This is a genomic window from Streptomyces sp. NPDC015661 (genome assembly GCF_043077765.1).
GTDB lineage: Bacteria > Actinomycetota > Actinomycetes > Streptomycetales > Streptomycetaceae > Streptomyces.
In genome coordinates this window covers 55,900-74,274 of record NZ_JBIBST010000015.1, presented here as the reverse complement: position 1 = coordinate 74,274, position 18,375 = coordinate 55,900, and the positions used below count along the sequence as shown (strand labels likewise).

Annotated in this window: 15 protein-coding genes; 6 read left to right on the top strand and 9 right to left on the bottom strand. The window is 71.2% G+C overall.

Annotation, left to right across the window (positions count from 1 at the left end; genetic code table 11):
• Window positions 1-37 precede the first annotated feature (37 nt).
• Window positions 38-922, top strand: a complete 885-nt coding sequence (locus ACF07V_RS32920) for a prohibitin family protein (RefSeq protein WP_392159352.1) — start codon at window positions 38-40, stop codon at window positions 920-922.
• Between the two features lie 95 nt (window positions 923-1,017).
• Here ACF07V_RS32920 and ACF07V_RS32915 read toward each other — a convergent pair whose 3' ends face one another.
• The gene (locus ACF07V_RS32915; RefSeq protein ID WP_015034542.1) at window positions 1,018-1,692 is read right to left on the bottom strand and encodes a Crp/Fnr family transcriptional regulator; all 675 of its coding nucleotides are present in this window, start codon (window positions 1,690-1,692) and stop codon (window positions 1,018-1,020) included.
• A 305-nt stretch (window positions 1,693-1,997) separates the two neighbouring features.
• Between ACF07V_RS32915 and nth the strand changes: the two genes are divergently transcribed.
• From nth to ACF07V_RS32900, 3 genes are all read left to right on the top strand, one after another.
• Entirely contained in the window at window positions 1,998-3,023 is a 1,026-nt protein-coding gene (gene nth / locus ACF07V_RS32910; protein WP_392159351.1) for an endonuclease III, read from the top strand.
• Between the two features lie 108 nt (window positions 3,024-3,131).
• Complete coding sequence (locus tag ACF07V_RS32905) at window positions 3,132-3,836, top strand: NUDIX hydrolase (protein ID WP_392159350.1); 705 nt, start codon at window positions 3,132-3,134, stop codon at window positions 3,834-3,836.
• Window positions 3,837-3,915: 79 nt separating this feature from the next.
• The gene (locus ACF07V_RS32900; RefSeq protein WP_392159349.1) at window positions 3,916-5,115 is read left to right on the top strand and encodes a MarP family serine protease; all 1,200 of its coding nucleotides are present in this window, start codon (window positions 3,916-3,918) and stop codon (window positions 5,113-5,115) included.
• A 52-nt stretch (window positions 5,116-5,167) separates the two neighbouring features.
• On the opposite strand, the gene ACF07V_RS32895 is transcribed toward ACF07V_RS32900, so the two are convergent.
• The 6 genes from ACF07V_RS32895 to ACF07V_RS32870 all read right to left on the bottom strand — a co-directional run bounded on the left by ACF07V_RS32895 (window position 5,168) and on the right by ACF07V_RS32870 (window position 13,175).
• Window positions 5,168-5,359, bottom strand: a complete 192-nt coding sequence (locus ACF07V_RS32895; protein WP_392159348.1) for a hypothetical protein — start codon at window positions 5,357-5,359, stop codon at window positions 5,168-5,170.
• A gap of 120 nt (window positions 5,360-5,479) precedes the next feature.
• Entirely contained in the window at window positions 5,480-6,415 is a 936-nt protein-coding gene (locus ACF07V_RS32890; protein WP_359510590.1) for an alpha/beta hydrolase, read from the bottom strand.
• Window positions 6,412-6,897 carry a phage holin family protein gene (locus ACF07V_RS32885; protein ID WP_392159347.1) on the bottom strand — a complete coding sequence of 162 codons (486 nt, stop codon included), beginning with the start codon at window positions 6,895-6,897 and terminating at the stop codon, window positions 6,412-6,414. The genes ACF07V_RS32890 and ACF07V_RS32885 overlap by 4 nt, the downstream gene beginning before the upstream one ends.
• A gap of 75 nt (window positions 6,898-6,972) precedes the next feature.
• The gene (gene nhaA / locus ACF07V_RS32880; RefSeq protein WP_392159346.1) at window positions 6,973-8,403 is read right to left on the bottom strand and encodes a Na+/H+ antiporter NhaA; all 1,431 of its coding nucleotides are present in this window, start codon (window positions 8,401-8,403) and stop codon (window positions 6,973-6,975) included.
• 214 nt (window positions 8,404-8,617) lie between these two features.
• Window positions 8,618-10,573: an acetate--CoA ligase gene (gene acs / locus ACF07V_RS32875; RefSeq protein ID WP_392159345.1), complete on the bottom strand. Its 1,956-nt coding sequence runs from the start codon at window positions 10,571-10,573 to the stop codon at window positions 8,618-8,620.
• A gap of 193 nt (window positions 10,574-10,766) precedes the next feature.
• A complete protein-coding gene (locus ACF07V_RS32870) occupies window positions 10,767-13,175 on the bottom strand; it encodes a SulP family inorganic anion transporter (RefSeq protein WP_392159344.1) in 2,409 nt (802 codons plus the stop codon).
• Between the two features lie 324 nt (window positions 13,176-13,499).
• Between ACF07V_RS32870 and ACF07V_RS32865 the strand changes: the two genes are divergently transcribed.
• Entirely contained in the window at window positions 13,500-14,810 is a 1,311-nt protein-coding gene (locus ACF07V_RS32865) for a hypothetical protein (RefSeq protein WP_392159343.1), read from the top strand.
• A gap of 129 nt (window positions 14,811-14,939) precedes the next feature.
• Here the strand turns inward: ACF07V_RS32865 and ACF07V_RS32860 are convergent, their stop codons facing one another.
• The gene (locus ACF07V_RS32860; protein ID WP_392159342.1) at window positions 14,940-15,926 is read right to left on the bottom strand and encodes an ATP-binding protein; all 987 of its coding nucleotides are present in this window, start codon (window positions 15,924-15,926) and stop codon (window positions 14,940-14,942) included.
• A 102-nt stretch (window positions 15,927-16,028) separates the two neighbouring features.
• Between ACF07V_RS32860 and ACF07V_RS32855 the strand changes: the two genes are divergently transcribed.
• Window positions 16,029-16,871 carry an oxidoreductase gene (locus ACF07V_RS32855; RefSeq protein ID WP_392159341.1) on the top strand — a complete coding sequence of 281 codons (843 nt, stop codon included), beginning with the start codon at window positions 16,029-16,031 and terminating at the stop codon, window positions 16,869-16,871.
• A 439-nt stretch (window positions 16,872-17,310) separates the two neighbouring features.
• On the opposite strand, the gene ACF07V_RS32850 is transcribed toward ACF07V_RS32855, so the two are convergent.
• The gene (locus ACF07V_RS32850; RefSeq protein ID WP_392159340.1) at window positions 17,311-18,177 is read right to left on the bottom strand and encodes an HAD family hydrolase; all 867 of its coding nucleotides are present in this window, start codon (window positions 18,175-18,177) and stop codon (window positions 17,311-17,313) included.
• Between the last annotated feature and the right edge of the window lie 198 nt (window positions 18,178-18,375).

The following is an 18,375-nucleotide window of genomic DNA, read 5'->3' as shown; positions in this document are numbered from 1 at the left end:
CCGCCTACATCTGGCCGTAGCTCTCGGGGGGAAGCCCGTGTTCGTCATCGCCATCCTGCTGGTCATAGCCGCAGTGGTGCTCTTTTTCGTCGGCCGTGCCAACGACTCCACGGGCCTGAAGTTCGGCGCCCTCGGCGCGGTCCTGGCCGGTCTCTTCTCGCTGATCGCGAGCATGACGTACGTGATCAGCGCGTACGAGGTCGGTGTGCCGGTCGCCTTCGGCAAGGTCGGCTCGCCGATGACCTCGGGCATGCACGTGAAGTCGCCGTTCACCGACGTCACGACCTTCTCGACCCGCCCGGTCGACCTCAACCTCTCCGACAAGGACGTGGTCGAGGTCCGCTCCTCGCAGGGCGGCGTCATGTACGCCGAGGTCACGGTGAAGTGGTCCGTCGACCAGGCCAAGGCCGTCGAGCTGTACAAGCTCGCGGGCAGCGAGGACGCCATCCAGCAGCGGCTGGTCTACCCGGACAGCCGTGAGATCGTCCGGAACGTCTTCGCCCGCCACACCAGCGAGGAGGGCTACGCCTCCGACCGCGAGGGGATCAGCGCCGAGATCAACGCCCTGATCAAGGAGCGCCTGGCCCCGCGTGGCATCGACGTCACCACCGTCAACCTGCGCAACGTGAAGCCCTCGGACGCGCTCCAGGGCCAGATCGACCGCAAGATCCAGCAGCAGCAGGCCACCGAGCGGGCCACCGAGGCCTCCCGCACCGCCAAGGCCGAGGCCGACCGGCGCCGCATCGAGGCGGAGGGCATCGCCCGCGCCAACAAGATCCTCAACGACTCGCTGACGGACAAGGTCCTGATGAACCAGTGCATCGACGCGTACAAGGAGGCCGCGGCGAAGAACCCGGTCTACGCGGTGCCCTGCGGGAGCGGCGGCTCCGCCCCGGTGATCGTGGACGGCTCGAAGCGCTGACCGTCCCGCGGTACGCGGAAGGCCGCCCCGGTCCTCGGACCCGGGCGGCCTTTCCGTGTGTACGACGTGCGTGTGCGGAGCGCGTACGGAGGTGCTTACCGCGAGCGCTTCGCGAGGCGCTCCACGTCCAGCAGGATCACGGCGCGGGCCTCCAGGCGCAGCCAGCCGCGCTGGGCGAAGTCGGCGAGCGCCTTGTTGACCGTCTCGCGGGAGGCGCCGACCAGCTGGGCCAGCTCCTCCTGGGTGAGGTCGTGGACGACGTGGATGCCCTCCTCCGACTGCACGCCGAAGCGGCGCGACAGGTCGAGGAGCGCGCGGGCGACGCGGCCCGGGACGTCCGAGAAGACCAGGTCGGACATCTGGTCGTTGGTCTTGCGCAGCCGGCGGGCGACGGCGCGGAGCAGCGCGGTGGCCACCTCGGGGCGGGCGTTCAGCCAGGGCTGGAGGTCGCCGTGGCCCAGGCCGAGCAGCTTGACCTCGGTCAGCGCGGTCGCGGTGGCGGTGCGCGGGCCCGGGTCGAAGAGGGACAGCTCGCCGATGAGCTCGCCGGGGCCGAGGACGGCCAGCATGTTCTCGCGGCCGTCGGGGGAGGTGCGGTGCAGCTTCACCTTGCCCTCGGTCACCACGTAGAGGCGGTCGCCGGGGTCGCCCTCGTGGAAGAGCGCGTCGCCACGGGCGAGCGTCGCCTCACTCATCGAGGCGCGCAGCTCGGCAGCCTGCTCGTCATCGAGCGCCGCGAAGAGCGGGGCGCGCCGCAGAACGTCGTCCACGAGTTCTCTCCTACTGTCGACCTGCTCAAAGGACCTGGGTCCCATGATGCCGGACGCACAAAACAGTGCGATCAATCACAACAAGTTTGACGTACCGAGCCGCCCGTCCGTACGTCAGGGGCCCGATTGGGCTCCGATCGGCCACGCCCGGGGCGGATGTCGGCGGCGGCGCCTAGGCTGGCCGGGTGTCCAACTCGCCGGTGAGAGCGCAGGCCAAGGGGGCTGAAAGAGTGTCGGCCGAAGGTAATTCCGCTGTGGGCGAACGCGGCGTGTCGAAACGGGCAAAGGGTGCAAAAGGGGAGCCCGTGAAGCCTTCCGAGCCCGCCGAGCCGGCCAAGCCCACCGCGCCGGCCAAGCCGGTGACGTCGGCCAAGCTCGCCAGGCCGACGGCGTCGGCCAAGCCCACCGCGCCGGCCAAGCCGGTGACGTCGGCCAAGCCCGGTAAGCCCGCCCCGTCCGCCAAGCCGGTGACGTCGGCCAAGCCCGGTAAGCCCGCCCCGTCCGCCAAGCCCGCCGCGTCCGCCAAGCCGGCCCCGTCCGCCAAGCCCGTGAAGCCGGCCAAGCCCGAGTCGCGGCTCGCGATGGTCCGCCGGGCGCGCCGGATCAATCGCGAGCTGGCCGAGGTCTACCCGTACGCCCATCCGGAGCTCGACTTCCGCAACCCCTTCGAGCTGCTCGTCGCGACGGTCCTCTCGGCCCAGACCACCGACCTGCGGGTCAACCAGACCACCCCCGCCCTCTTCGCGAAGTACCCCACGCCCGAGGACCTCGCCGCGGCCGTGCCCGAGGAGGTCGAGGAGCTGATCCGGCCGACCGGCTTCTTCCGCGCCAAGACCAAGTCGATCATGGGTCTCGCCGCCGCCCTCAGGGACGACTTCGGAGGCGAGGTCCCCGGCCGCCTGGAGGACCTCGTCAAGCTCCCCGGCGTCGGCCGCAAGACCGCCTTCGTCGTCCTCGGCAACGCCTTCGGGGTCCCCGGCATCACCGTCGACACCCACTTCATGCGCCTCGCCCGCCGCTGGCGGTGGACCGAGTCCGACGACCCGGTGAAGATCGAGGCCGAGGTCGCCACGATCTTCCCGAAGAGCGAGTGGACGATGCTCTCGCACCGGGTGATCTTCCACGGCCGCCGGATCTGCCACGCCCGCAAGCCCGCCTGCGGCGCCTGCCCGATCACCCACCTCTGCCCCTCGTACGGAGAGGGCGAGACGGACCCCGAGAAGGCGCGGAAGCTGCTCAAGTACGAGATGGGCGGCTTCCCCGGCCAGCGGCTCAACCCCCCGGCCGGCTACCCGGGCCGCCCGGCGCCCCCGCTGGGCGGCGACGCGTGAACCCGGCCGCGGGAGCCCGGAGCGGCCCGCCGCCGCGGGAGCCCGGGGCGGCGGGACCGTCGGGAACGAACCCGTCCATCGATCGCGTTGTGAATCACGGGGGTGCCTATGACGCGCACTGACGAAGAGATCCACGGACCCGGCACGGCCGGCCTGCTCAGCCGGGACGGACTGCCCGACTGGCTCGGCCCCGTCGACCGGGTCGCCCGCACGGTCCGGCCCGAGCAGCTGAGCCGCTTCCTGCCGCCCGAGAGCGGCGCCGGCCGCCAGTCCGCCGTCCTCGTCCTCTTCGGCGAGGGCGAGCGCGGACCCGAGCTGCTGCTCATGGAGCGCTCCGGCAGCCTCCGCTCGCACGCGGGACAGCTCTCCTTCCCCGGCGGCGCCCTCGACCCCGAGGACGGCGACCCCGAGGACGGCGGACTGCTCCGCGCCGCCCTGCGCGAGGCCCAGGAGGAGACCGGCCTCGACCCGCGGGGCGTCCAGCTCTTCGGCGTACTGCCCCGGCTCTACATCCCGGTCAGCGGCTTCGTCGTCACCCCCGTCCTCGGCTGGTGGCGCGAGCCCAGCCCGGTCGGCGTCGTCGACCCCGGCGAGACCGCCCGCGTCTTCACCGTCCCCGTGGCGGATCTCACGGACCCCGCGAACCGCGCGACCACCGTCCACCCGAGCGGCCACCAGGGCCCCGCCTTCCTCGTCGCGTCCGCCCTGGTCTGGGGTTTTACGGCCGGGGTGATCGACCGGCTGCTCCACTACGCCGACTGGGAGCGCCCCTGGGACCGGTCCAAGCAGGTCCCGCTCGACTGGCGCTCATGACAGGCTGACCTCCGGGCGGGCCGGCCTTCGGGCCGACCGGCCCCGGGCGACCGGAAACGAATCTGCGAGGCTATTGACGGTGAACGTGCTGGACATCTTGTTGCTGCTCGCCGCCGTGTGGTTCGCGATCATCGGTTACCGCCAGGGATTCGTCGTCGGCATCCTCTCGGTGATCGGCTTCCTCGGCGGCGGTCTCGTCGCCGTTCTGCTGCTCCCGATCCTCTGGGACCAGCTGACCGACAACAGCGAGGTCTCGACCACCGCCACCGTCGTCTTCGTGATGGTGGTCATCGTCTGCGCCTCCGTCGGCCAGGCCTTCACCACCCACCTCGGCAACAAGCTGCGCCGTCACATCACCTGGTCGCCGGCCCGCGCCCTGGACGCCACCGGCGGCGCCCTCGTCAACGTCGTCGCGATGCTGCTCGTGGCCTGGCTGATCGGCTCCGCCCTAGCCCGTACCTCGCTGCCCACCCTGGGCAAGGAGGTACGGAACTCCAAGGTGCTGCTCGGTGTGGAGCGGGTGATGCCGGATCAGGCCTCGGGCTGGTTCGACGACTTCAGCTCCACCCTGGCCCGCAGTGGCTTCCCCCAGGTCTTCAGCCCCTTCGCGAACGAGCCGATCACCCCGGTCACCCCGCCCGACCCGGCGCTCGCCGACAGCCCGGTCGCCGCCGCCGCGCAGCGCTCCATCGTGAAGGTCGTCGGCACCGCGCAGAGCTGCGGCAAGGTCCTCGAAGGCACCGGCTTCGTCTTCGCCGACCGCCGCATCATGACCAACGCCCACGTCGTCGGAGGCGTCGACGAGCCGACCGTCCAGATAGGCGGCGAGGGCAAGCTCTACGACGCCAAGGTCGTCCTCTACGACTGGCAGCGCGACATCGCCGTCCTGGACGTGCCGGCCCTGAAGGCCACGCCGCTGGCCTTCACCGACGAGGACGCCCGCAGCGGCGACGACGCGATCGTCGCCGGATTCCCGGAGAACGGCTCGTACGACGTGCGCTCCGCCCGCGTGCGGGGCCGCATCAGCGCCAAGGGCCCCGACATCTACCACCGCGACGAGGTGCGCAGGGACGTGTACTCGCTGTACGCGACGGTCCGCCAGGGCAACTCCGGCGGTCCGCTCCTCACCGAGGACGGCGAGGTGTACGGCGTGATCTTCGCCCGCTCCCTCGACGACGCGAACACCGGATACGCCCTGACGGCCGACGAGATCCGCGAGGACATCGAGCGCGGCCGGACCGCCGACCAGCAGGTCGACACCCAGGCCTGCGCCCTCTGATTCCGGGCCCGGGGCCTGTCCGGCGGCTCAGGCCGGGCAGGCCCCGCGCGGCCTACGCGGTGTCTCTGGGGTGCCGGAGCCGGGCCGAGACCCAGCGGGCCCGGCGGCGCAGGATGCGCGAGATCCCCACCCCTTGCGCCGCGGGGCCCTGGTCCGGCGGGCCACCCCTCTCGCGGGAGCCCGGCCCCGTGGCCGTGCGGCGGTCGTGTGCTGTCGTGTCACCGTAGTCGTGCGTCCAGCCCATACCTCGACGTCTGCCCGGGGGCCAAGGTCGGTAACCGCGCCCGGGGCCGCCAATTGGAGTATGCGCGGGGCACATGGCCGTTCGAAGGACGCCTGTACGCAGGACGGGGCTGACGGCGGCTCAGCGGTCGGGCTCGGGGTCCTTCAGCCAGTTGACGAGCTCCGTGGTGAAGGCCACCGGGTCCTCCTCGTGCGGGAAGTGCCCGAGCCCGTCGAAGAGCCGCCAGCGGTACGGCGCCTCCACGTACTCGCCGGACCCCGCGGCGCTGCGGGTCCGCATCACCGGGTCCAGGGAACCGTGCAGATGGAGCGTCGGCACCCGCACCGGCCGCTTCATGCGCCGGTTGAACTGGATGCCGTCCGGGCGGGCCAGGGACCGCACCATCCACCGGTACGGCTCGATCGAGCAGTGTGCCGTCGACGGGACGCACATCGCCCGCCGGTACACCTCGACGGCCTCCTCGTCGACAGGCTTCGGGCCCGACCAGTCCCGGATCAGCTCGCCCACGAGCGCCCCGTCGTCCGCGACGAGCTGACGCTCCGGCAGCCACGGCCGCTGGAAGCCCCACACGTGCGAGCCGGCCCGCGACTGGGCGAAGTCGGACAGCATCGCCGAGCGCCAGCGGCGCGGGTGCGGCATCGAGGAGACCACGAGCCGGCGCACCAGCTTCGGCCGCATCACGGCCGCCGTCCAGGCGAGGTAGCCGCCCAGGTCGTGCCCGACGAGCGCCGCGTCCGGCTCGCCGAGCGAGCGGACGACCCCGGTGATGTCGAGGGCCAGGTTGGCCGGGTCGTAACCCCGCGGCGTACGGTCGCTGCCGCCCACCCCGCGCAGGTCCATCGCGACCGCCCGGAACCCGGCCTCGGCCAGGGCGGGCAGCTGGTGGCGCCAGGTCCACCAGAACTGCGGGAAGCCGTGCAGGAGCAGCACCAGCGGGCCGTCGCCCATCTCGGCGATGTGGAAGCGGGCGCCGTTGGCGGCCACGTCACGGTGGGTCCACGGCCCGTCGAGCCGTACGGGCCCGCCGTTGCCGCTGCTGCTCTCGGGGAGGGTCATACGGACGAGCGTCCCACAGCGGAGGCCTTCTCAAGGGCCGGACGCTGCTCCGGACGGGGGTGCGGCTTCGCGTTCTGCATGATGGCCGCCGTCTGCTTGGCGGAGGCGATGGACTTCTCCGGCGGCTTGACCTTCTTGAACTTGGAGTACGCGATCAGGCCGAGGAGGCCCGCGAGCAGCACGTTGAAGGCGAAGGACAGCAGGAAGCACCAGACGAGGTTCCAGCCCCCGTTGCCGTTGTGCCCGCCGGTCCAGGTGTTGATGGCGTACGCGAGCGCGAAGCTCAGCATCGGCAGCGAGAAGAGCAGCACCACGAGGGCGCCGATTCCCATGATGCTGCCGAACGCACCGCGCTTCACGTCCTGCCGCAGTTCGGCCTTGGCCAGGGCGATCTCGTCGTGCACCAGCGCGGACATCTCGGCGGTCGCCGAGGCGACCAGCTGCCCGAGGCTGCGCTCGGTTCCGTCGAACGGGTCGCTCATCGCTGCTCCCTCTTCTCTTCTGCGGTCCGAGGTCCTCTTCTACGGTGCGAGTCCTCTTCCACGGTCCGAATCAGATCATGCCGGACGGTCGGCCCCGTCGCGCGATGCCCCCGCCAGTTGGGCGCGCTCCCGGTGCTCGGCGGCCTTCCGCTCGTAGATCTCGGCCATCCGCAGGTGGTACTCCGGGTCGCCCTCCTCGTAGATGTCGGGGATGCCGTCTCCGTCCTCGTCGCGCTCCTCGTCGGAGACGAGGGCCTGGTACTTCCGGACCCGCAGCTTCAGCAGGACGGAGGCGAGGAGGGCCGCGATGAGCGAGCCCATCAGGACGGCGGCCTTCACCTCGTCGGTGAGGACGGTGTCCCCGGCGAAGGCGAGTTCGCCGATGAGCAGCGAGACGGTGAAGCCGATCCCGGCGAGTGAGGCGACGGCGAACACGTCGGGCCAGGCCAGGTCCGGGTTGAGCTCCGCCCGGGTGAAGCGGGCGGCGAGCCAGGTGCCGCCGAAGATGCCGATCGCCTTGCCGACGACGAGACCGAGGACCACGCCGAGGGTGACCGGCTGGGTGAAGACGTCGCGGATCGCGCCGCCGGAGACGCTCACACCGGCGGAGAACAGCGCGAAGAGGGGCACGGCGAGTCCGGCCGAGAGCGGCCGGACCAGGTGCTCGATGTGCTCGCCGGGGGAGTGCTCCTCGCCGTCCCGGGTGGTGCAGCGGAGCATCAGGCCCATGGCGACGCCGGCGATGGTGGCGTGGACGCCGCTGTTGTACATCAGGCCCCAGATGACCAGGGCCAGCGGCACGTACACGTACCAGCCGCGGACGCCCTTGCGGAGCAGCAGCCAGAAGAGGACGAGTCCGGCGACGGCGCCGCCGAGGGCGGCGAAGTTCAGGTCGCTGGTGAAGAAGATCGCGATGATCAGGATCGCGAACAGGTCGTCGACGACGGCGAGGGTCAGCAGGAAGGCGCGCAGCGCGGACGGCAGCGAGGTGCCGATGACGGCCAGGACGGCGAGCGCGAAGGCGATGTCGGTCGCGGTGGGCACGGCCCAGCCGTCCATCGAGCCGTTGCCGACGGTGTTGACCAGGGCGTAGACGAGGGCGGGGGCCGCCATGCCGCAGATCGCGGCGACGACGGGGAGCATGGCGGCCTTGGGGTCGCGCAGCTCGCCCGCGACGAGCTCGCGCTTGAGCTCGATGCCGGCGACGAAGAAGAAGATCGCGAGGAGGCCGTCGGCGGCCCAGTGCTGGATCGACAGGTCGAGGCCGAGGGCGGCGGGGCCTATGTGGAAGTCCCGGACCGACGCGTAGCTGTCGCCGAGCGGGCTGTTCGCCCAGACGAGGGCGGCGACGGCCGCGAGGAGCAGCAGGACGCCGCCGACGGTCTCGGTGCGCAGGGCGTCGGCGATGTACCGGCGCTCGGGCAGGGAGAGTCGGCCGAGGAACTTGCGGTCGGTGGGGGCGGACACCTGGGGGAACCTCCGGTCGGTGGGCAGGGCAGAGCACATGCCGACCAGACTTCCCGGCGCACCTAGGTGTTTCTGTCGCGTTCCTGACGCATTCCTTACTTTACCTAACGAGCTCGGGTTGTGTCCGGCGGGATTCACTTTAGGTCGGTACGTGTTGTTTTGCTTAGGTCGGTTCGTGTTCTTTTGCCCGTATGCGGAAGCGCCCGCCCCGAGCGATGGCTCGGAGCGGGCGCTTGCGTGTGAGCGGCGGGGCTCAGTCCTCGCTGGACGTGGCCGGCAGCTGCGTCTGGATGAGCGACATGACCGAGGAGTCGGTCAGGGTCGTGACGTCACCCAGCTCACGGTTCTCCGCGACGTCCCGCAGCAGACGGCGCATGATCTTGCCCGAGCGGGTCTTCGGCAGCTCCGCCACCGGCAGGATCCGCTTCGGCTTGGCGATCGGGCCGAGGGTGGCGCCGACGTGGTTGCGCAGGTCGGCGACGAGGTTGTCGTCCTCGCTCGCCGTGCCGCGCAGGATGACGAAGGCGACGATCGCCTGACCGGTCGTCTCGTCGGCGGCGCCGACGACGGCCGCCTCGGCGACGGACGGGTGCGAGACGAGGGCCGACTCGACCTCGGTCGTCGAGATGTTGTGGCCCGAGACGAGCATGACGTCGTCGACCCGGCCGAGCAGCCAGATGTCGCCGTCCTCGTCCTTCTTGGCACCGTCACCGGCGAAGTACTTGCCCTCGAAGCGGGACCAGTACGTGTCGATGTAGCGCTGGTCGTCGCCCCAGATGGTCCGCAGCATCGACGGCCACGGCTCGGTGAGGACCAGGTAGCCGCCGCCGCCGTTCGGGACCTCGTTCGCCTCGTCGTCCACGACGGTGGCGGAGATGCCCGGCAGCGGGCGCTGCGCCGAGCCCGGCTTGGTCTCGGTGACGCCCGGCAGCGGCGAGATCATCATCGCGCCGGTCTCGGTCTGCCACCAGGTGTCCACGATCGGGGTCTTGTTCGCGCCGATGTGCTCGCGGTACCAGACCCAGGCCTCGGGGTTGATCGGCTCGCCGACCGAGCCGAGCACACGGAGGCTGGACAGGTCGAACTTCGCGGGGATGTCGTCTCCCCACTTCATGAACGTGCGGATCGCGGTGGGCGCCGTGTAGAGGATGGTGACGCCGTACTTCTGCACGATCTCCCAGAACCGGCCCTGGTGCGGGGTGTCCGGGGTGCCCTCGTACATGACCTGCGTCGCGCCGTTGGCCAGCGGGCCGTAGACGATGTACGAGTGCCCGGTGACCCAGCCGATGTCGGCGGTGCACCAGAAGACGTCGCTCTCCGGCTTGAGGTCGAAGACCGCGTGGTGGGTGTACGAGGCCTGGGTGAGGTAGCCGCCGGAGGTGTGCAGGATGCCCTTCGGCTTCCCCGTGGTGCCGGAGGTGTAGAGGATGAAGAGCGGGTGCTCCGCCGGGAACGCCTCCGGGGTGTGCTCGGTGGACTGACGGGCGACGATGTCGTCCCACCAGACGTCCCGGCCCTCGGTGAAGGCGGTGTCCTGGCCCGTACGGCGGACCACGAGGACGTGCTCGACCTGCGGGCACTTGGCGACGGCCTCGTCGATGGCCGGCTTGAGGGCGCTCGGCTTGCCGCGGCGGTAGCCGCCGTCGGCGGTGACGACCAGCTTGGCGTCGGCGTCCTGGATGCGGGAGGCGACGGCGTCGGCCGAGAAGCCGCCGAAGACCACCGAGTGGGCGGCGCCGACACGGGCGCAGGCCAGCATCGTGATGGCCGCCTCGGGGATCATCGGCAGGTAGACGGCGACCCGGTCGCCCTTGCGGACACCCAGCTCGGTCAGGGCGTTGGCGGCCTTGGAGACCTCGTCCTTGAGCTCGGCGTAGGTGATCGCGCGGCTGTCGCCGGGCTCGCCCTCGAAGTGGATGGCGACCCGGTCGCCGTGGCCGGCCTCGACGTGCCGGTCGACGCAGTTGTACGCCACGTTCAGCTCGCCGTCGGCGAACCACTTGGCGAACGGCGGGTTCGACCAGTCGAGGGTCTCGGTCGGCTCGGTGGCCCAGCTGAGGCGCCTGGCCTGCTCGGCCCAGAAGCCCAGCCTGTCCGCCTTGGCCTGCTCGTACGCCTCCGCCGTCACATTGGCGTCCGCGGCCAGCTCGGTGGGCGGCGCGAACCGCCGCTCTTCCTTGAGCAGGTTGGCCAAGGATTCGTTGCTCACGACATCTCCCTTTCCCAGGGCGTCCTCTGTGCGTATGTGTCCCGCGTCATAGCTCACCAGTCGAAGGCCCGGGTGACAAGAGCCTCCAGGGAATTGGTTTAGACCTGTGAGTGGCTTGACGTGCGGTGGCCCCTTCTTCCCGAGCGGTGGGAGAAGGGGCCACACAGTCTCACGGCCGGGGCGGCCGGAAGGTTCAGGACGCGCGCGCCGCCCCGGCGAGGTGGCCGGTCGGCATGACCTGGGTGAAGACGTCGTCGTAGCTGTGCACCTCGTCCGTCCCCGAGAGGAGGTAGGCCTGCGCCTCGCCCACGTGGAAGTACACGCCGTGCAGCGAGAGCGTGCCCTCGGCCAGCCGGCGCGCCACCGGCTCGTAAGCCCGGAGGTGCTCCAGCTGCTGGACCACGTTCGTCAGACAGAGCTGCTCGACCGCGTCGGCCGGAAGCCGCCCGGAGATGCGGGCCCAGGCGTGCCGCCGGCTCGCCATCCGCTCCAGGCTGGGTCTGCCGTGGCGCAGCCAGCGGCGGAGCGGGGTCGGCGGGTCGTCGGGGCTGCCGTTGAGCAGGGCCTGCATCGCGCCGCAGCCCGAGTGGCCGCAGACGGTGATCGACGAGACCCGCAGCACCTCCACCGCGTACTCGATCGCCGCCGCCACCGAGTCGTCCCCGCTCTCCTCGCCGGGAAGCGGGACGAGGTTGCCGACGTTGCGCACGGTGAAGAGGTCACCGGGGCCGCTCGAGGTGATCATGCTGGTGACCAGACGGGAGTCGGCGCAGGTCAGGAAGAGCTGCGAGGGACGCTGCCCCTCCCGCGCGAGCCGCGCGAGCTCGTCCCGCACGAGCGGGGCGGTGTTCCGCTGGAACTTGCCGATGCCGCTCGCCAGGTGCAGCCCGGCGGTCTGGCCGGGTCCGGCGTTTCCGGTCCCGATGGTCTCGCTGGTCCCGGTTCTTTCGCTGGTCTCGCTGGTCTCGGCGGTCTCGGCGGTACTCTCCCCGCACTGGTGGTTGTGCCAGGGAGTCCAGGGGCGGCAGCAGGGGTGCGCGGCCGAGGCGGTGACGGGCGTGGGCTCGGAGATCCGGGCCCCGGACGGGCCGGTCGTCTCCACCGTCCCGCCGTGGGCGAGGTGCCCGGCGGTCCAGTCGCTCAGCGTCTCGTACGCGGCGTGGTCCATGAAGGACCCGTCGAGCTCGACCACCACGTCGGATCCCTGCGGCAGCTGGTGCAGGGCCCGGCTGAGCCGGGGCACGGCCAGGAAGGTCAGCTGGCCCCGCACGTGCAGCAGCTGGCGCCCGTCCCGCTCCTCGCGGGTGATCCGGGTGCGGGCGAGCCGGTGCAGGGCGACCGCGATGGCCACGGCGATGCCGAGGGCGACGCCCTCCAGGATGCCGACGAGGACGACGCCGGTCAGCGTCACCACGTAGACGACGACCTCACGGTGGCGGGTGACCGTACGGATGTGGGTGATGCTCACCATCTGGATGCCGACCACCATGACGAGCGCGGCGAGCGCCGCCAGCGGGATCAGGTCGAGCACCGGCACGAGCAGCAGGGCCGCGAGCACGATCCACAGACCGTGCAGCATGGTCGAGGTGCGACTCACCGCGCCCGCCGACACGTTGGCGACGCTGCGGACCGCGACCCCGGCGACCGGGAGACCGCCGAGCGCCCCGGAGATCACGTTGGCCGCACCCTGTCCGGCGAGCTCGCGGTCGAGGTCCGAGCGGGGCACGCCCCGGCCGCGGTCCGCGCGGGAGGCGACCAGCTTGTCGACCGCGACGGCCGAGAGCAGTGACTGCACGCTGGTGACCAGGGTGATCGTGAGCACGCCGGCCGCGATCCCGAGGACCGGGCCCTCGGGCAGGCCGGGCAGCGCGTGGCTGCTCCAGGACGGCAGGTCCACGCGGGGCACGGCGAGTCCGGCGAGGGCGGCCAGGGCCGTCGCACCGGCCACGGCGACGAGCGCGGCCGGGACCTTCCGCGCGAGCCGCCCGGCCCGGCCGGGCAGCCGGGACCAGCACAGCAGCACGGCGACGGTGAGCGCGCTGATGGCGAGCGCGGCCGGCTGGGCGTGCGCCAACTGGGCGGGCAGACCGAGGACGTTGTCGACGGCGGAGCTCTGCGGGGTGCCGCCGAGCACGATGTGGAGCTGCGCGAGGGCGATGGTGACGCCGATGCCGGCCAGCATGCCGTGCACGATCGCGGGCGAGACGGCGAGGGCCGAGCGGGCCACGCGCAGGGCGGACAGCGCGAGTTGGGTGAGACCGGCGAGGACGGTGATGGCGCAGGTGGTGCGCCAGCCGTACCGCTGGATGAGCTCGGCGGTCACGACGGTGAGTCCGGCGGCGGGGCCGCTCACCTGGAGCGGGGAGCCGCCGAACCGGCCGGCGACGAGGCCGCCGACGGCGGCGGCCACCAGGCCGGACTGGAGCGGGGCTCCGGTGGCGAGCGCGATGCCGAGCGAGAGGGGCAGCGCGATCAGGAAGACGGCGACGGACGCGGAGAGGTCGGCGCCGGCGACGCGGAAGCGGCGGGGCCCCTCCGGCGGGCTGTGAGGCCGCTGGATCCGGGGTCGGTTGGTCGTGCGGGCAGGGGTGCAGAGGGTCATTCCCGTCTCCTCCGGGGCAGCGCGGTCGCGGCTCGTGCGGGGTGCAGCGGCGGGATGGCGGCGAGAGCCCCCGGAATGTCCGCGGGGAAGTGTCCGCGGAGCGTCCGCATGGAGGATCAACGCTCAGTAAATGGATCGTAATGGAGAGTAAAGACTGCGGCATTATTTTCGGGGCAAACAGGGCAATGATTCACCGGTTCCGGTGACAGAACGTGCGCATGCCGCTTGTCGTTGACGCCTCCCGGTCCTCGTGGTGCGACCTTGACGCCGCTTGTACGGAAATCCCTTGTACGGAAATCCGAGGATCTGAGGAGAGGTGCGCGGATGTCAGTCGCCCGCAGAACGACCACTGTCCGGAGGAAGGCGCTCACCGTCGGCGCCCTCACCCTCGCTCTCGCCACCGGCCTCGCCGGCTGCTCGGGCTCCGACGGCACCACCCCGAAGGGCGCGCCGGGCGGTGTGGGCACGGGCGCCAAGAAGGGCCCGGCCGCGGCCCCGCAGGCGCCCCGGCTGATCGGCGACGGTTCGACCGCCTTCACCGGCGCCCAGCCGCACCAGCCGGTCTGGCAGAAGCTCAAGCCGGGCGAGACGCCGCCCCAGTTCGTGGTCTTCTCGTGGGACGGCGCGGGCGAGGACAGTCAGAAGCTGTTCTCCCACTTCCGCGCGGTGGGCAAGAAGTACGACGCCACCATGACGTACTTCCTGAGCGGCGTGTACCTGCTGCCGGAGGAGAAGAAGGAGCTCTACGACCCGCCGCAGCACAGTCGCGGTCGCTCCGACATCGGCTTCAACGACGTCGAGGGCATCCGTGCCACCGTCCGCGAACTGCGCGGCGCCTGGCAGGAGGGCAACGAGATCGGCACCCACTTCAACGGCCACTTCTGCGGCGCCGACGGCGGCGTCGGGAACTGGTCCGCCGAGGAGTGGAAGAGCGAGATCAACCAGGCCAAGTCCTTCGTCAAGAACTGGAAGACCAACGCCGGCCTGCGCGCCGAGCAGCCCTTGCCCTTCGACTACGACAAGGAGCTCGTCGGCGCCCGCACGCCCTGCCTGGAGGGCCGGAAGAACTTCGTCGAGGCGGCGTCTCAGATGGGCTTCCGCTACGACACCAGCGGCGTCAACGACCAGATCTGGCCCAAGAAGGACCTGGGCCTGTGGGACCTGTCGATGCAGCTCGTGCCCGTCCCGGGCCGCGCCTTCCAGACGCTCTCCATGGACTACAACTTCCTGGTGAACCAGTCCCCCGGCACGACCCAGGGCGACCCGTCCCAGCGCGAGTACTGGGGCAACCAGATGCGCGACGGCCTGGTGCAGGCCTTCGAGCGCTCCTACCGGGGCAACCGCGCGCCGCTGATCATCGGCAACCACTTCGAGTCCTGGAACGGTGGCACGTACATGCGCGCCATCGAGGAGACCATCGCCACCGTCTGCGTGCAGAAGGACGTCAAGTGCGTCTCCTTCCGCCAGCTCGCGGACTGGCTCGACGCCCAGGACCCCGAGGTCATCGCCAAGATGCGCACCCTGAAGGTGGGCGAGGCGCCGCAGGGCGGCTGGCAGACCTTCCTCTCGGCCCAACCGCCCGCCGCCCCGGCAGGCGCCCCCGCCACCAAGGCGGCTACGGCCGCCCGCCGCTGAACCGGCCGCACGGCAATGAGGCAGCTGTCCGCCACTGGGCCGGCTCTACGGCACTGAACCGGCCGCACGGCACTGAGACAGCCGTCCACGACTAAGCGGGCTGCACGGCACTGAGACAGCCGTCCGCGACTAAGCGGGCTGCACGGCACTGAGCCCTTCGTCCAGCACGAACCCGGGGTCGACCTGCGCCGCCAGGTCGGCCCCCGTTTTGGCGTTGCCCCAGCTCTCCGCGTTGCGCAGGTGGAAGTGGACCATCTGGCGCGTGTAGCGCTCCCAGTCGCGGTGGGTGTACGAGTCGTCCGCCGCGTCCTGGAGGGCCTGGAGCGACATGCGGTTCTCCGCCTCCAGGAGTTCGAAGCGCGGCGGGCGGCCCTTCTCCATCGCGCGGACCCAGTCCGAGTGCCCCACCGTCACCAGCAGGTCCTCGCCGACCTCCTCGCGCAGGAAGTCGAGGTCGTCCTGGCCCTGCACCTTGTTGCCGACGACCTTGAGCGCCACGCCGAAGTCCCGCGCGTACTCCTTGTACTGGCGGTACACCGAGACGCCCTTGCGGGTCGGCTCGGCCACCAGGAAGGTCATGTCGAAGCGGGTGAAGAGACCGGAGGCGAACGAGTCCGAACCCGCCGTCATGTCGACGACCACGTACTCGTCCGCCCCGTCGACCAGATGGTTGAGGCAGAGCTCCACCGCCCCGACCTTCGAGTGGTAGCAGGAGACCCCGAGGTCCGACTCCGTGAACGGCCCGGTCGCCATCAGCCGGATCTCCCCGTCGTCGAGCCGCACCGCACGCGCGCACGCCTCGTACACCGGGTTGTCCTCACGGACCCGCAGCAGCCGCGAACCCTCCCCGGGCGGCGTCGTCTTGATCATCGTGTCGGCGGAGGCGATCCGCGGGTTGCTGCCCCGCAGGTACTCCTTGATGAGCGGCAGATGCGCACCCATCGCGGGCAGCGCGGCGGCCTCCGCCTCGGGCAGGCCGAGCGCGGCGCCCAGGTGCTGGTTGATGTCGGCGTCGACGGCGACGACCGGCGCTTCGTTGGCGGCGAGGTGGCGGATGAAGAGCGAGGACAGCGTGGTCTTGCCGCTGCCGCCCTTCCCCACGAAAGCGATCTTCATGTTCACCTAGGGTAGTGGCACGATCGCGGCCCGTGGTCAAGGTGCGTGAAGAAGACCACTCCAACGTGGGGTGGGCCCCCGGGGCGCGTAGCCTCCCTACTTATGAGTACGCACGCCTCTGACCCCTTGGCCGCCCTCGGCTCCCTGCCGGGCGTCGCCGAAGCGGTGGACTCCGTACGCAAGGCCGTCGACCGGGTATACGGCCACCGCGTGATGCGCCGCCGCAGCAACGAGATCTCCTCCGAGGCGGCCCTGCGCGGCGCGCGCGGCTCGGCCGCCCTGTCCGGGGCCGACTGGGCCCTGGAAGAGGTCCGCCGGCGCACCGACTTCAGCGCCGATGCCGAGGCCCGAACGGTCGGCGCCGCCCTGCGCCTGGGCGCCGAGGCCGGGCAGCTGCTCTCCATCTGGCGCCAGTCGCCGCTGCGCGTCCTCGCCCGGCTCCACCTGGTCGCCGCGGGGGACACGGGCGTCCCGGGCGGCGCCGGTGTCGCCGACTCCGTGGGCCGGCCCCGGCTGGACGGCGAGACGGTCGACGAACCGCTGATCGGCGCCCCGCTGCCGACGCCTGCCGAGGTCGCGGGACGGCTCGACGGCCTCGCCGAACTGATCGTCGCGGGCAGCCAGGCCCCGGCGCTCGTGACGGCCGCCGTGGTGCACGGCGAGCTGCTCGCGCTGCGCCCCTTCACCTCGTACAACGGCCTGGTCGCCCGGGCGGCGGAGCGGATCGCCCTCGTCGGCAGCGGCCTCGACCCCAAGGCGATCTGCCCGGCCGAGGTCGGCCACGCGGAACAGGGCCGGGCCGCCTACCTCGCCGCCTTCGAGGGCTACCTCTCGGGCACCCCGGAGGGCGTCGGCGCCTGGATCGCGCACTGCGGCCGCTCGGTCGAGCTGGGAGTCCGCGAATCGACGGCCGTCTGCGAGGCGCTCCAGCGCGGCGCCGCCTGACGGCCGGGCCGGCACCGGAGCCGAGCCCGGTCTCGTGAGGATCGGGCTCTCGGGGGCGCGTGGCCGTCTCGTAAGGACCGGGCTCTCGGGGTGCGTGCCCCGGTCTCGTGAGGGCCGGGCTCTCGGGGGCGCGTGGCCGGGCCCGGAAATGGGTTGCGGCGGCACCAGTCCTGGTACCGCCGCTGGCACTTCCACCCAGTTACCAAGCGTCCTCGATATGTGCCCATCAGGCCGGGAACTTTGCCCGTGGCCTGGTGCGGCTGGCCCGTAATCGACGGGTCGACGTCGCGTGGGTGCCCGGTTTCGGTGCTAGGTCCGTGGGGCCTTCATGCTCAACAGGTGATCCTCTCGGATGTCCTCGGTCTCGCGGGCCTGATTCCTTTCTACTCCTGTCCGGGGGGAAGCGAAAGTGCTGGCTCCGCTTCCAGCGGCCGATGGCTCACATGCGGGCAAAGTCAGCGGCGAGCCGCTGGGCGAGGGCGGCCTGCCGGCGCCGTGCCGCGTACCAGACGAGCCCGGCCCCGACGGCTGCCGCTCCCACTGCCGCCGCGGCGACGAGCGTCGGGCGGGGCGGCATCCGGAATTCGGGCAGCCGCTGCTTGAGCCGCACCGGCTTGTCGAAGGCGAGAACCGGCCATTCCCGGGCCACCGCCTCCCGGCGCAGCGTCCGGTCCGGATTGACCACGTACGGGTTGCCGACGGCCTCCAGCATGGGGATGTCGGTCGCCGAATCGCTGTACGCGTAGCAGCGCGAGAGGTCGTAGCCCTCCGACTTCGCGAGCTCCCGGACGGCTTCCGCCTTCGTCGGCCCGTAGGCGTAGTACTCCACCTCCCCGGTGAAGCATCCGTCCTCGCCGACCACCATCCGGGTGGCGACGACCCGGTCGGCGCCGAGCATCTCGCCGATCGGCTCGACCACCTCGGCACCGGAGGTCGAGACGATCACGACGTCGCGGCCGGCGGCGTGGTGTTCCTCGATGAGGGAGGCCGCTTCGTCGTAGATGATCGGGTCGATCAGATCGTGAAGAGTCTCGGCGACGAGCTCCTTCACCTGGGCGACGTTCCAGCCTTTGCAGAGCGCGGAAAGATATTCACGCATCCGCTCCATCTGGTCGTGATCTGCTCCGCCCGCCAGGAAGACGAACTGGATGTAGGCCGTCCGCAGGGCGGCGCGGCGGCTGATCAGTCCGCCCCGGTAGAAGGACTTGCTGAAGGTCAGTGTCGATGACTTCGCAATGACCGTCTTGTCCAGGTCAAAGAAGGCGGCTGTGCGCGGCAAGGAGTGGTTTTCCACAAGCCTGAGCATAGGTGCCCGCCATTCGGCGTACGCTCGGGCGCGTGGGTTTGCCTGAGAAGGCTGTCGGGTACACCATGGAAGTCACGGATCGTTCGCGACCGTGCTAACCCGGTCCGGCTCCTCCCCCCCCGAGTCGGCCGGAGAGACGACCCCCGCTCTCCCCCCCGGCGGGGGTCGTCGCATGTCCGGAGCCATTTCGGCCCTGCG